We start from the raw sequence: 13,659 nt of genomic DNA, 5'->3' as shown, positions 1-13,659 counted from the left end.
AATCCCTTAATTGAAGGTGGGGCGTGGGTAGTTCGGATTCACGCAGCAGAACACCCGGCTCATGCGTGGATCGCTTTTGTCACTGAAACACCGGCCGTCCCACAGGCAGCGGTCGACATCCCGGGCGCGCCCTTGCAGTGTCTTGTTGATCAACTGGTTATCGGCGAACAATGCCCGCGACATGCCCACCCAGTCGCAGACCTCGTCGCCCAGCAGGCGTTCGGCCTTGTCGAGACCGTCGATAAAACCGGCAAAACCCACGGGTACCCTGGCGCTGCCTTTGATGACCTTCACGCCGGTATGCAGGTAGTTGTCCATTTCCCGGGAAGGGGTGAACAGCCGATGGAAACTCGCCCCCACAGACATTGAGCATTCCAGCGCACAAATGCCGCTTTGATTGAGCGCTTGCACGGTCTCTTCCAGTTCCGTGAACTGCAAGCCCTCATCACCGAGCAGGTCATCGATGCCCAATCGGACCGTCACGATCAACCCATTGTCGGTTCGTGCGCGGATGGCCCGGATAACCTCCAATAACAGGCGTGCACGGTTCTCTTCGCTACCACCATAGGCATCGGTCCGCTGATTGAAGCGGGGCGAGAGAAAGCTGCTCAGCAGATAACCGTTCGCCGCCTGCAATTGCACGACCCTGGCACCGCTTTGCCATGCTCGCCAGGCGGCCGACGCGAATTCGTCGATCACCTGCGCGATGTGCTCCAGTGTCATGGCCTGCACGCGATAACCGGGCGACTGCCGTGCCGCCCTTGAACAGCCGATGCCGCTGGGTGTCAGCAACGGTGCACCTGATGGCAGCACTGCGCCTTGGCCGCCGTAGTGTTGCAACTGCACGGCAACTGGCACACCGGCTGCTGACGCCATGCGTTGTACGGCGTACATCGACAGCCGCTGCGCGTCATCGAACAGCGCCAGGCCACGGCTTTGCAGGCGTGATCCTGCACTGACGGTGGCGTTGCCAAGAAAGGCCATCGCGCAGCCTCCCTCGATGACACCTTTATAAAAAGCGGTCATCTGGGGAGTGGCGCAGCCATTTTCGTCCGCCAGATCGACCCCCATCGAGGTGAAAGCCAGGCGGTTTTTCAGCACCAGGTCATCGCTCAATCGCAGTGGCCGAGTGGACAGTGGATAACGCCGGTTCACGCTTGCGCCTCCACCCATGTTTCGGCGGGAGGGGCGTCGCTGTGGGCGAAATAGCTGAACTGCTTGAGCACTTCGCGCCAGTTGAAACGCTGCCTGCTGTCGAGCGAGGCCAATTGCAAGTGCAGGGTCGATCCGTGGGCGTCCTCGCGGTCCTGAATGGACGCGACGGGCAGGGTGATCAAGCCGTCGTTTTCCAGATACAGATAGACATGTCCCGCGCCCCCCTGCCACGCATCGCCGGTTTGTGGCGTGTAGCGTACTTGCAGGCCGTTCATCGACAACAGTGCAATCTCTCCGGTCAGGTGCCGACCGCAGGTCAGGCGAATCATGGCTTCCCTGCGGATACCCTTGAGAGGGCGGAACCAGTGCGTTGGATCGATGCTGATGTTTCGCATGCGTTTGAACACCGGCATCTTGATCACTTCGCCCAGCAAGTGGATCTCGGCGACTTTGTGCCCGTTCTGGAAAAACTCCCCGCGCTTGTCCATCTTGCGCGGTTTTTTTTCCATGGGGGCGTCGTAATCCGACACCATGACGCTGACCGGGTAGGACGATTCGGTGTAGCGAGGGAACCGCGAATCCAGATCGAGGATTGAAATCGACACTTCGCCGCGCTTGAAGTCGCTGTGTGCGTAGAACTCGGCGTACATCGCCTGACGCGCCACCTCGATCAGCATCAACCCCGGCACATGTTCGTGGTGCTTGCGGTAGAAGAAGTAATTCGAGGTGTCGTTGTACATCGTGTAGCAAACCGGGCTGTTGGCGGGGTAGCCGGGCAGGCATTTGAAGCATTCGTGCAGGCGCTGTCGAGCGGGGATGTCCAGTGGTGACCGGGTATTCGAGCACTGAGCGCTCAACAGTGCCTCAAGATGTTCGGGTAACCACTGGCTGCTCAGTACCCGTCCTTCCTCGGAGGGTTCGTAATACTCGCCCAGCGAGTCCAGGCCGTTTTGATCGAGTTGTGTCCTGTGAATGACACCCGGCAGCGAGCGCAGAATGAGCCGTTCACCGTCGACACGATAAGCCTCGTGCAAGGCATTCAAGACTTCAGGATCGCTTTCCGCCTGTTGCAAGACGTCAAGGGGCAGCCAGGCGGCGAGCAAATGGCGAGGGTCATAAATGAGCACATCGTCGTCGTGTGATTTATGCACGATGTGTTTGTCGAGTTTCCGTAGCGTGTCGATCATGTTCGTCCTTGTTTAAAGCGTATTGCGAGAAGTGCAGAGTCAGATCAGGGTGTTGAGCATGCTGTTGACGATGCGCCGATGAACGGGCGAAATAGCACGGGTGTAGAACTTTCCCGTTGCGCTGCGAGGGGTCACGAGCGTGCTCAAATAAATAACATGTGTGTGCGCGTGGCGTTCCATGTTGATGGAAAGCGAGACATGAAAATGAGGGTCGTTGTGAACGAGTAACAGTTCGTCTTGCTCACAGCGTACGACCTCAAAAAAGTCCAGCGGATCGCCGGGGCTTAGTTGCGTTGAAAAGGATTCTTTTTTCTGATTGAAACCCCGTGTTGCCCCCATGTTCAGCGGTTTTACAAGCGTGTCGCGCCACCGCAGCAGTCTATGGATCCAGGCCGGTGTTCGATGGGTCATTTTCCGGTAGATCGCAATCGCCGGATCATCCGATGAATAATAAAAGTGGCGTGTAAAACAATCCGAATAATAAGCGGCGTCAAAGTGTTCTGTCAGTGAACAGGACGCAGGTGGACGCACCCGACGGCCCGCGGAGGTGGCTGAGCGCATCATGAAACGAGGGCAACGTTCATGGCCTCGGCGGTCAGCAGCAGCTTCTCGTAGACAACACTGGCGGGCTCGCAAACGCCTGTAACGTGGGCCAGCATGGCTTGCGCGGAGGCCTCGATCTGCTCGTCGCTGGCAAACACGGATTCGTAGAAAATGAACGGCGGCACCATGCGTGCCTTTATGTAGTTCGCGGTTTGCTGAAAGGGACGCAGCAACTCGTCGAGGGTGAAATGATTGAACCCGGTGGCGCGATAACCGTCTTCCGGGGCACCAACGGAAATGCACAACATCAACTCTTTTCCTTTTAACTTGTCACCGTTTCGGGCATAGGCGAAACCCGGCGTGAAAACATCGTCTATCCACTTTTTAAGCAGCGCAGGGCAGGAGTACCAGAACAACGGGAACTGCAAGATGATACGGTCTGCCTGAATAAGATCAGTCTGTTCTTGATCCAGATCAAACTGATAGTCAGGGTACAGTGTGATCAAGTCTTTTACTTGAATGTCAGGGGCCTGTTGAAGTGCTTTCATCCAGCGGGCGTTAACGCGTGATTGTTCAACGTGGGGGTGTGCGACGATTGCCAGAGTTTTCATAAGGTCTCTCTAGTTGGTTGGGAAAAGTAGAGGGCCTTAGTTTGAGTAAGTTGAGTTTTTCTGGCAACGGAAAAGTGCGTGGGAAAGTGTTGACTTGATGCGCACGTTGCTTCTGACGTAATGCGTCTTTAATTAAAACTCATGTTTAATATCAGGAGAGGCCCGCTTACGATCATTGCGATGTAAGCGGGCCCAGAGCGATCAGTCTTGGCAGACGGCTGCAAAGGCCGCTGCCAGCGCATCCAGCCGTGTGGCGTCAATGCCTGCGACGTTGGCGCGGCCGGCTGCGACCATGTACACGCTGTGCTCGTTGCGCAAACGAGCCACCTGATCGTCGCTCATGCCGGTGTACGAGAACATGCCGCGTTGCACGCCGATGTGAGCGAAGCGCTCACCCAAGCCTAAAGGCGTCAGCGCTTCGACCAGGCCCAGACGCAGTTGCGCGATACGGCTGCGCATTTCTTCCACTTCGTCGGCCCAGAGTGCCTTGAGTTCGGGATCTCCCAGAATCTCTGCCACGACCGCCGCGCCATGATCCGGCGGGTTGGACCACAGATTGCGGGCAGTGGCCGAAAGCTGGCTGCGCACGTCGGCCAGTTTCTCGCTGTTGTCGGCACACACCAGCAGCGCGCCCGTGCGCTCGCGGTACAGGCCGAAGTTCTTGGAGCAGGAGCTGGTGATCAGCAGCTCAGGGAGTTCGGCGGCAAACAGGCGAACAGCCCACGCGTCTTCTTCCAGACCGTCACCAAAGCCTTGATACGCGAAGTCGATCAGCGGCAGCAGGTTGCGACGTTTGACGATTTTCAGCACCTCATGCCAGTCGTCGTGGCTGAGGTCGAAGCCGGTCGGGTTGTGGCAGCAGGCATGCAGCAGCACCACGTCGCCTTCCGGCACGGTGTTCAGGGTTTCCAGCATGGCCGGAACGTTCAGTTTGTTGTCGCGGCCCACGTAGGGGTAATGGCTGACTTTCAGGCCCGCTGCGGCATAGATGGTTTCGTGGATCGGCCAGGTCGGGTCGCTCAGCCAGATGCCTTTGCCGGGCAGGCAGTTGGCGATGAAGTCGGCGGACAGTCGCAGTGCGCCTGTGCCACCGGGCGTTTGCGTGGCGCCGACGCGCTTTTGCTGGATCAGCGACGAATCGGCGCCCATGACCAGTTCACAGATCAGCGTACCGAAACGCGGCTCGCCATGACCGCCGATGTAGGTCTTGGTCGGTTGCGAGTCCACCAGACGCTGTTCGGCCAGTTTGACCGCACGGGGAATGGTGGTCAGGCCTTGGGCGTCCTTGTAGACACCCACGCCCAGGTCGAACTTGTTCGGGTTCGGGTCTTTGGCGTAGGCCTGGATCAAGCCCAGGATCGGATCATCCGGCACACGCTGAATCTGTGAAAAATGCATTTACTTACGGCCCTCGGCGCTCTTGGCCACCTCGTCGGTGCGGGCAGCCATGATGAAATCGTTGCGGTGCAGCCCTTTGATGGAATGGCTCCACCAGGTCACGGTCACTTTGCCCCATTCGGTCAGCAGACCGGGGTGATGACCTTCGGACTCGGCAATTTCGCCGACCGCGTTGGTAAACGCCAGCGCAAATTTGAAATTCTTGAACAGCCAGACCTTTTCCAGTTGCATCACGCCATCACGGACTTCGATGTTCCAGTCCGGAATCTGGCGCAACAGTTCAGGCAATTCGGCTTCGCTGACCTGCGTGGCATCGGCGCGGCAGGCTTCGCAGTGGTTTTGGCTCAGGGATGTCATGAAGAGGGTCCTTGTTCAGGCGGCAGTTGTTTTGGGTGTCGGGTTCTTCGGCGCGAAGCGTGGCGCATGCAGGCCTGCCTGCATGGCCGTCTGGACCATGCCCATGATGTCCTCGTGGGCGAGGTCGAACAGGCGCTTGAGGTTCGGCAGCACAAAGTAAAGCGGTTGCAGGATGTCGATTCGATAGGGCGTGCGCATGGCTTCAATGGGGTCGAATGCCTGGTGCGTCGGTTCCGTGGACAGGCTGTACACCGTTTCCTTGGGCGAGGACAGAATGCCTCCGCCATAAATCTTGCGACCTTGAGGGGTGTCCACCAGACCAAACTCGATGGTCATCCAGTACAGACGGGCAAGATACACCCGCTGCTCTTTGCTGGCTGCCAGACCGAGCTTGCCGTAGGTGTGGGTAAATTCAGCAAACCAGGGGTTGGTCAGCAGCGGGCAGTGTCCGAAAACTTCATGGAAGATGTCGGGCTCTTGCAAATAATCCAGTTCTTCTTCGGTACGGATGAACGTAGCCACGGGAAATCGTTTGCTGGCCAACAGTTCGAAAAAGGTCTGGAAGGGAATGAGAGCGGGGACCCGTGCAACTTGCCAACCCGTGGTGGCGTCAAGCACGCGGTTGATTTCGCCCAATTGCGGGATTCGGTCATGGGGCAGTTTCAGGTGTTCGATGCCGTCGAGGTATTCTTGACAGGCGCGTCCCTCGACCACTTTCATCTGTCGAGTGATCAGAGTGTTCCAGACCCGATGCTCGGCGTCGGGGTAGTCGATAAAGCCGCTGACGTCCGGTTCGCGGGCGACATACTGCGTGCTCATGCTGCTCTCCTGAATGGCTTTTTGTTATCTGGAGCGAAACGGGTTCATGGCCCGCCTGTGGGTATAGATAACGGTTTTGCAGCCGCTTGCAGTGAGGTGAAATCGATCCGGGTCTAGGATTTGCGCTTGATGATGTAAAGAATTCCTGACGATTTTTACGACGCCCTCACAAATATGCCGTCTGAGCGGGATATGTGCCGTTGCGCTGTAACGTATTCTTGACGATAAACTTCACGGTCCTACAAAAACTCAGCCTGTTCAGAAGAGTCGACCTGCCATGCGCATCAAAGTGCACTGTCAAAACCGCGTCGGGATCCTGCGCGACATCCTCGATCTGCTCGTCTCTTATGGCGTCAACGTCTCGGGAGGGGAGGTGGGAGGCGAGCGGGGCGATGCGATTTACCTGCGTTGCCCAAACCTGATCAACCTGCAATTTCAGGCAATGGTGCCGAAGTTCGAAACGATTCCCGGCGTCTTCGGTGTCAAGCGCGTAGGACTGATTCCCAGCGAACGTCGGCACCTGGAACTGAATGCGTTGCTGGGAGCGCTGGAGTTTCCAGTCCTGTCCATCGACATGGGCGGCTCGATCGTCGCGGCCAACCGAGCGGCGGCGCAGTTGCTCGGTGTGCGAGTCGATGAAGTGCCGGGCATTCCGCTGTCCCGTTACACCGAGGACTTCGACCTGCCGCAACTGGTGCGCGCCAACCGCTCTCGCATCAACGGGCTGCGGGTGACAGTGAAAGGCGATATTTTTCTCGCGGACATCGCGCCCTTGCAGTCCGAGCACGAAGACAGTGAAGCGATGGCCGGCGCGGTGTTGACGCTGCATCGGGCGGATCGCGTCGGCGAGCACATTTACAACGTGCGCAAACAGGAGTTGCGCGGCTTCGACAGCATTTTCCAAAGTTCGAAAGTCATGGCAGCGGTGGTGCGAGAAGCGCGGCGCATGGCCCCTCTGGATGCGCCGCTATTAATAGAAGGCGAGACCGGGACCGGCAAAGAGTTGCTGGCGCGGGCCTGCCACCTGGCGAGCCCTCGCGGCCAGTCGCCGATGATGGCGCTCAATTGCGCGGGATTGTCCGAGTCCATGGCCGAGACTGAGTTGTTCGGTTACGGGCCCGGGGCGTTCGAAGGCGCTCGTGCCGAAGGCAAGCTCGGGCTGTTGGAGTTGACGGCGGGCGGTACGCTGTTTCTGGATGGTGTAGCGGAAATCAGCCCACGGTTGCAGGCGAAACTGTTGCGTTATTTGCAAGACGGTTGCTTCCGGCGCGTCGGGAGTGATGAAGAGGTGTACCTGGACGTGCGAGTGATCTGCGCGACGCAGGTTGACCTGTCCGAACTGTGTGCACGCGGTGAGTTTCGCCAGGATCTCTATCATCGACTGAACGTGCTGTCGCTGCACATTCCGCCGCTGCGTGACTGCCTCGACGGCCTTGAAACGCTGGTTCAGCACTTTCTCGACCAGGCGAGTCGGCAGATTGGCTGCCCACTTCCCCGAATCGCCCCCGCTGCCATGGTGCGGCTGAATCAATACCATTGGCCGGGTAATATCCGGCAATTGGAAAACGTATTGTTTCAAGCGGTATCGCTGTGTGAGGGCGGGCAGGTCAATGCCGAGCATATTCGTTTGCCCGATTATGGCGTGCGTCAACCCTTGGGAGAGTTTGCTCTGGACGGAGGGCTGGAAGAGATAGTCGGGCGTTTTGAGAAAACGGTATTGGAACACCTGTATCGGGAATATCCGAGCAGTCGCTTATTGGGAAAACGTTTAGGTGTTTCGCATACGACGATTGCCAATAAGTTAAAAAGTTACGGCGTCGGTCACGATAGTTGAAATGACGTAGATCAAATTGTAGGAGTGAGCGTGCTCGCGATAGCGATCGGTCAATCAATAAAAGTGTTCTGATGGACCGCTATCGTCGGAATGCCGCCCAGAGCACGCTCACTCCTACAGGGCGGAGCGTTGCCTATCAATCAGCCGTTGCTGCAGCCGTTGCCCATCACCATGTATTCCATGACATGGCGCTGGCCTTGGGAGTCTTCGTAGGTCATGTGTTGCGGCACGACGGCGCAGACATTAGGCGTTTCGTCCACCGAGATGACCTTGGCGATGTCCAGTTTGGTCGCGTAAGTGTAGTGCTCGATGCGTTGCTGTTGGGCCGCTACTTTCGCACCCGATTCTTCTGCCATTGCCATGGCGCTGAAACCACAAAGAGCCATTACAACCACTGCAGCTTTCATTACATGTTTCCTCTAAGTTGCTTCGTCAACTCGGTCGAACAGGTATTCCGTTCGGCAGGGTGCGCAAAACCCTTGTGGGGCTTTGTGTGAAGCCAGTCATTACTGGGTTAAGTTACTCGATCGACAGCCAGTGTGTGGGGGGCTTTAAGTTGTCAATCATTTGCCGTGTTGGCGGAATGAATTCTATGCCTCTGCACTAAGGTTATATAGAAACCATTTTGATAAAGACTGTTGAGCGTTTCGGTAACAATCGTCGAATTGGGCGTTTGAGCGCTCGGCGGTCTCGTTCTTTGGTCGTAGTCCGCACATGAAGATTCGCCAGAAAATGGGCCTGTCGGAGCGTTTCGGCGTTATGCTGAAGGCCGGTAAGACCATCGTCGAATGGCTTTCTGAGCCATCGGCGGATACAAGTGGTCCATACAAAAACAACATTTCCACCGAGGTAAGAAAGATGAGTGCGGCTTCCCTGTACCCCGTTCGCCCTGAAGTGGCAGCAAACACGCTGACTGACGAGGCGACTTACAAGGCCATGTACCAGCAGTCGGTGGTCAACCCCGATGGTTTCTGGCGCGAGCAGGCCAAGCGCCTGGACTGGATCAAGCCTTTCACCCACGTCAAACAGACCTCCTTCGACGATCATCGCGTCGACATCAAGTGGTTCGCCGACGGCACCTTGAACGTTTCCTACAACTGCCTGGACCGCCATCTGGCTGAACGTGGCGATCAGGTCGCAATCATCTGGGAAGGCGACGATCCTTCCGAAAGCCGCAACATCACCTACCGCGAACTGCACGAAGAAGTCTGCAAGTTCGCCAACGCGCTGCGCGGTCAGGACGTGCACCGGGGTGATGTGGTGACCATTTACATGCCGATGATTCCGGAAGCTGTGGTGGCGATGCTGGCTTGTGCCCGTATCGGCGCGATTCACTCCGTGGTGTTCGGCGGCTTCTCGCCGGAGGCGCTGGCCGGTCGCATCATCGACTGCAAATCGAAAGTGGTGATCACCGCTGACGAAGGCCTGCGGGGTGGCAAGAAAACAGCCCTGAAAGCCAACGTCGACCGTGCCCTGACCAACCCCGAAACCAACAGTGTGCAGAAGGTCATCGTGTGCAAACGCACGGGTGGCGACATTGAGTGGAACCGCCATCGCGACATCTGGTACCACGCGCTGCTGGAAGTGGCATCGAGCACCTGTGCCCCGAAAGAAATGGGTGCCGAAGAGTCGCTGTTCATCCTTTATACCTCCGGCTCCACCGGCAAACCGAAAGGCGTGCTGCACACCACCGCAGGCTACCTGCTATATGCCGCTCTGACCCATGAGCGCGTGTTCGACTACAAACCGGGTGAAATCTACTGGTGCACCGCTGACGTGGGTTGGGTCACTGGTCATAGCTATATCGTCTACGGCCCGCTGGCCAATGGCGCGACTACGTTGCTGTTCGAAGGTATTCCGAACTACCCGGACATCACCCGCATGTCGAAGATCATCGACAAGCACAAGGTCAACATCCTCTACACCGCGCCGACCGCGATCCGCGCGATGATGGCCGAAGGCACCAAAGCAGTCGAAGGCGCCGACGGTTCGAGCCTGCGCCTGCTGGGTTCGGTGGGCGAGCCGATCAATCCGGAAGCCTGGAACTGGTACTACAACACCGTTGGCAAACAGAATTGCCCGATTGTCGATACCTGGTGGCAGACCGAAACCGGCGGCATTCTGATCAGCCCGCTGCCGGGTGCAACGGCTCTGAAGCCGGGTTCAGCAACCCGTCCATTCTTCGGTGTGATTCCGGCGCTGGTGGACAACCTTGGCAACCTGATCGAAGGTGCGGCGGAAGGCAATCTGGTGATCCTCGATTCGTGGCCGGGCCAGTCCCGCAGCCTGTACGGCGATCACGATCGCTTCGTCGATACCTACTTCAAGACCTTCCGTGGCATGTACTTCACGGGTGATGGTGCGCGTCGTGATGAAGACGGCTACTACTGGATCACTGGCCGCGTAGATGACGTGCTCAACGTGTCCGGCCACCGCATGGGCACCGCCGAGATCGAAAGTGCGATGGTGGCTCACCCGAAAGTCGCTGAAGCTGCGGTTGTCGGTGTGCCGCACGACCTGAAAGGACAGGGCATTTATGTCTACGTCACCCTGAACGGTGGCGAGGTGCCGGACGAAGCGTTGCGTATCGAACTGCGCAATTGGGTGCGCAAGGAGATCGGTCCGATCGCTTCGCCGGACGTCATCCAATGGGCGCCTGGCCTGCCGAAAACCCGCTCCGGCAAGATCATGCGCCGCATCCTGCGCAAGATCGCTACCGGCGAGTATGACGCACTGGGCGACATCTCGACGCTGGCCGACCCGAGTGTCGTGGCGCATCTGGTCGAGACCCACAAGACCATGACGGCGGCCTGATAGCCACTCTGTGATAAATAACGCCCCGTCCGGTGAAAGCCAGGCGGGGCGTTTTTTATGGTTGGTTGGGCCTATTAGGCGGTGTGGCATTCACATAGGTTGGGGCTGCCCCAACGTATTCGCCAGCAAGCCGGCTCCTACAGGTTCGGTGTCGAACGTAGGGCTTGGACCCTGCGCGATCATTGTGGGAGCCGCCTCTGGTGGCGAAGGCCATTTACCAGCCAACACAGAATCCCCCACGGGCTGAAGTTTGAAAGATATATATCGATTTGTTACCTAGCGAGTGCGCCCTGTAACCGGTTGCGCCGGTATGGGGCGAAACACCCCGTAACCGTCGCATTCGATCGCCTGAATCTACCTCCCGACATGCTGGGCTTGCCGGATTAGAAGGCTTTGCCAATAATGGGCGCGTTATTTGCTTCGTTGATGGGTTTGCTGCTAATTGCCCGGGCATGAAATGCTTGGGCTGTCAATCAGTCTGATCGACTTTCTCGGCGCTTCTGTAACTAGTTGTCGCATTGAAGAAATATCGACTTACAGCCTGCCGCTAAAATGCCGATCACTCGCCGAAGGCCCGCCGAGCCTTGAGACTCGATGGCGCCTCGCGTCGCAATTTCAAAGCATCCTTCTGCCCATTGAGCGTTTCGCTCACTGCCACTTGTTGCGTTAGACCGATGGAGTTCCAAGAATGAAAAAGCTCATGCTGCTGGGCGCACTGGCGCTGTCCGTATTGGCACAGCCTGTGTTCGCTGATGAAAAGCCTCTCAAAATCGGTATCGAAGCGGCGTACCCTCCATTCGCTTCGAAAGCGCCGGATGGCAGCATCGTCGGCTTCGACTACGACATTGGCAACGCCTTGTGCGAAGAGATGAAGGTCAAGTGCGTATGGGTCGAGCAGGAATTCGACGGCCTGATCCCGGCGCTGAAAGTGCGCAAGATCGACGCGATCCTGTCCTCGATGTCTATCACTGAAGACCGCAAGAAATCCGTTGACTTCACCAACAAGTATTACAACACCCCGGCCCGTCTGGTCATGAAGCAGGGCACGGTCGTCAGCGACGGCCTGAGCGAACTGAAAGGCAAGAACATCGGCGTGCAACGTGGCTCGATCCACGAACGTTTCGCCAAGGAAGTCCTGGCTCCGTTGGGCGCTGAAATCAAGCCTTACAGCTCGCAGAACGAAATCTATCTGGACATCGGCGCCGGTCGTCTGGATGGCACCGTGGCCGACGCCACTTTGTTGCAAGACGGCTTCCTGAACACTGACGCTGGCAAAGGCTACGCGTTCGTTGGTCCGGCGTTCACCGACGTCAACTATTTTGGCGACGGCGTTGGCATCGCGGTACGCAAAGGCGACAAGGCTGACCTGGACAAGCTCAACGCAGCCATTGCGGCCATCCGCGAAAACGGCAAATACAAAGCGATTCAAGACAAGTACTTCAACTTCGACATCTACGGCAAGTAAGTCGAATTCCGAACGCAATGGCGCAGTCAGCGGATCTTCGATCCTTCTGATTGCGCCATTTTTCTATCCCGCGCTCGAGGGCCACACTACATGTTGAAAGGCTACGGAGCCGTCATCCTCGACGGTGCATGGCTGACCCTGCAGCTCGCCTTGTGCTCCATGGCACTGGCCATCGTGCTCGGGCTGATCGGCGTGTCACTGCGTCTGTCCCCGGTGCGCTGGCTGGCCTGGCTGGGCGATGTGTACTCCACGGTCATTCGTGGCATTCCTGATCTGGTGCTGATCCTGCTGATTTTCTACGGTGGTCAGGACCTGCTCAACCGCGTTGCGCCGCTGCTCGGGCACGACGACTATATTGACCTGAACCCCCTGATGGCCGGTATCGGCACGCTGGGATTCATTTTCGGGGCCTATCTTTCCGAGACGTTTCGTGGCGCCTTCATGGCCATTCCCAAAGGCCAGGCCGAAGCGGGCATGGCGTATGGCATGAGCAGAATGCGTGTGTTTTTCCGCATCATGGTGCCGCAGATGATCCGTCTGGCGATTCCCGGCTTCACCAACAACTGGCTGGTGCTGACCAAGGCCACTGCGCTGATTTCCGTGGTCGGTCTGCAAGACATGATGTTCAAGGCCAAGCAGGCCGCTGATGCGACCCGCGAACCTTTCACCTTCTTCCTCGCCGTCGCGGCCATGTATCTGGTGATCACCAGTGTCTCGCTGCTGGTGCTGCGGCATATCGAAAAACGCTACTCGGCAGGCGTAAGGGCGGCAGACCTATGATCTTCGATTACCACGTCGTCTGGGACAACCTGCCGCTGTACTTCAGCGGCGTACTGATTACCCTCAAGCTGCTCGCGCTGTCGCTGTTCTTCGGACTGTTGACGGCCTTGCCGCTGGCCCTGATGCGCGTCTCGAAAGTCGCCTGGGTCAACCTGCTGGCCTGGAGCTACACCTACGTGATTCGCGGCACGCCGATGCTGGTGCAGTTGTTCCTGATCTACTACGGCCTGGCCCAGTTCGAAGCGGTGCGCGAGAGCATTTTCTGGCCGTGGCTGTCCAGCGCGACCTTCTGCGCCTGCCTGGCCTTCGCCATCAACACCAGCGCCTACACCGCGGAAATCATCGCGGGCAGCCTCAAATCCACGCCACCGGGCGAGATCGAAGCGGCGCGGGCGATGGGCATGTCCAAGGCCAAGATGTACCGTCGCATTCTGCTGCCGTCCGCGTTGCGCCGTGCACTGCCGCAGTACAGCAACGAAGTGATCATGATGCTGCAGACCACCAGTCTGGCGTCCATCGTCACCTTGATGGACATCACCGGTGCGGCGCGTGATGTCAACGCCCGGTTGTATCTGCCGTTCGAGGCGTACATCACGGCGGGCGTGTTCTACCTGTGCCTGACCTTCATTCTGGTGAAACTGTTCAAGCTGGCCGAGCGCCGCTGGCTTGGTTACCTCGCACCGAGGAAGCACTGAT

The 13,659-nt window shown here is 57.8% G+C and carries 13 protein-coding genes; 5 read left to right on the top strand and 8 right to left on the bottom strand.

What is annotated here, in order from left to right; all coding sequences use genetic code 11:
* Nucleotides 1-6 precede the first annotated feature (6 nt).
* The 7 genes from ACI5GA_RS07460 to phhA form a co-directional block, all read right to left on the bottom strand.
* Nucleotides 7-1,155, bottom strand: a complete 1,149-nt coding sequence (locus tag ACI5GA_RS07460) for an NADH:flavin oxidoreductase (RefSeq protein ID WP_421422409.1) — start codon at nt 1,153-1,155, stop codon at nt 7-9.
* Nucleotides 1,152-2,342: an AfsA-related hotdog domain-containing protein gene (locus ACI5GA_RS07455; protein ID WP_421422408.1), complete on the bottom strand. Its 1,191-nt coding sequence runs from the start codon at nt 2,340-2,342 to the stop codon at nt 1,152-1,154. Before ACI5GA_RS07455 ends, ACI5GA_RS07460 begins: the two co-directional genes overlap by 4 nt.
* A 39-nt stretch (nt 2,343-2,381) precedes the next feature.
* Nucleotides 2,382-2,906, bottom strand: coding sequence for a DUF2867 domain-containing protein (locus ACI5GA_RS07450; protein ID WP_421422407.1), 525 nt, complete (start codon nt 2,904-2,906; stop codon nt 2,382-2,384).
* Nucleotides 2,903-3,496 (bottom strand): NAD(P)H-dependent oxidoreductase, encoded by a 594-nt coding sequence (locus ACI5GA_RS07445; RefSeq protein ID WP_421422406.1) that lies wholly within the window; start codon nt 3,494-3,496, stop codon nt 2,903-2,905. Before ACI5GA_RS07445 ends, ACI5GA_RS07450 begins: the two co-directional genes overlap by 4 nt.
* Before the next feature lie 201 nt (nt 3,497-3,697).
* The gene (locus ACI5GA_RS07440) at nt 3,698-4,894 is read right to left on the bottom strand and encodes an amino acid aminotransferase (protein WP_421422405.1); all 1,197 of its coding nucleotides are present in this window, start codon (nt 4,892-4,894) and stop codon (nt 3,698-3,700) included.
* Entirely contained in the window at nt 4,895-5,251 is a 357-nt protein-coding gene (locus ACI5GA_RS07435) for a 4a-hydroxytetrahydrobiopterin dehydratase (RefSeq protein WP_421422403.1), read from the bottom strand.
* A 15-nt stretch (nt 5,252-5,266) separates the two neighbouring features.
* Nucleotides 5,267-6,070: a phenylalanine 4-monooxygenase gene (phhA, locus tag ACI5GA_RS07430; protein ID WP_404631380.1), complete on the bottom strand. Its 804-nt coding sequence runs from the start codon at nt 6,068-6,070 to the stop codon at nt 5,267-5,269.
* A 277-nt stretch (nt 6,071-6,347) separates the two neighbouring features.
* Here phhA and ACI5GA_RS07425 point away from each other — a divergent pair, with 277 nt between their 5' ends.
* Nucleotides 6,348-7,904 carry a sigma-54-dependent transcriptional regulator gene (locus ACI5GA_RS07425; RefSeq protein ID WP_421422402.1) on the top strand — a complete coding sequence of 519 codons (1,557 nt, stop codon included), beginning with the start codon at nt 6,348-6,350 and terminating at the stop codon, nt 7,902-7,904.
* 140 nt (nt 7,905-8,044) lie between these two features.
* On the opposite strand, the gene ACI5GA_RS07420 is transcribed toward ACI5GA_RS07425, so the two are convergent.
* On the bottom strand, nt 8,045-8,311 hold the full coding sequence (locus tag ACI5GA_RS07420; protein ID WP_421422401.1) for a DUF2790 domain-containing protein: 267 nt from the start codon (nt 8,309-8,311) through the stop codon (nt 8,045-8,047).
* A gap of 451 nt (nt 8,312-8,762) precedes the next feature.
* On the opposite strand from ACI5GA_RS07420, the gene acs reads away from it, so the two are divergent.
* From acs to ACI5GA_RS07400, 4 genes are all read left to right on the top strand, one after another.
* Nucleotides 8,763-10,718, top strand: a complete 1,956-nt coding sequence (gene acs / locus ACI5GA_RS07415; protein WP_404631374.1) for an acetate--CoA ligase — start codon at nt 8,763-8,765, stop codon at nt 10,716-10,718.
* A gap of 688 nt (nt 10,719-11,406) precedes the next feature.
* Entirely contained in the window at nt 11,407-12,183 is a 777-nt protein-coding gene (locus ACI5GA_RS07410; protein WP_421422400.1) for an ABC transporter substrate-binding protein, read from the top strand.
* A gap of 90 nt (nt 12,184-12,273) precedes the next feature.
* Nucleotides 12,274-12,963 (top strand): ABC transporter permease, encoded by a 690-nt coding sequence (locus ACI5GA_RS07405; RefSeq protein WP_404631370.1) that lies wholly within the window; start codon nt 12,274-12,276, stop codon nt 12,961-12,963.
* Nucleotides 12,960-13,658 (top strand): ABC transporter permease, encoded by a 699-nt coding sequence (locus ACI5GA_RS07400; RefSeq protein WP_404631368.1) that lies wholly within the window; start codon nt 12,960-12,962, stop codon nt 13,656-13,658. The genes ACI5GA_RS07405 and ACI5GA_RS07400 overlap by 4 nt, the downstream gene beginning before the upstream one ends.
* Nucleotide 13,659 lies beyond the last annotated feature (1 nt).

Origin of the sequence: Pseudomonas sp. Pseu.R1, from assembly GCF_045764065.1 — a bacterium.
GTDB lineage: Bacteria > Pseudomonadota > Gammaproteobacteria > Pseudomonadales > Pseudomonadaceae > Aquipseudomonas.
The sequence above is the reverse complement of the archived record's forward strand: the minus strand, read 5'-3'. Positions and strand labels throughout refer to the sequence as shown.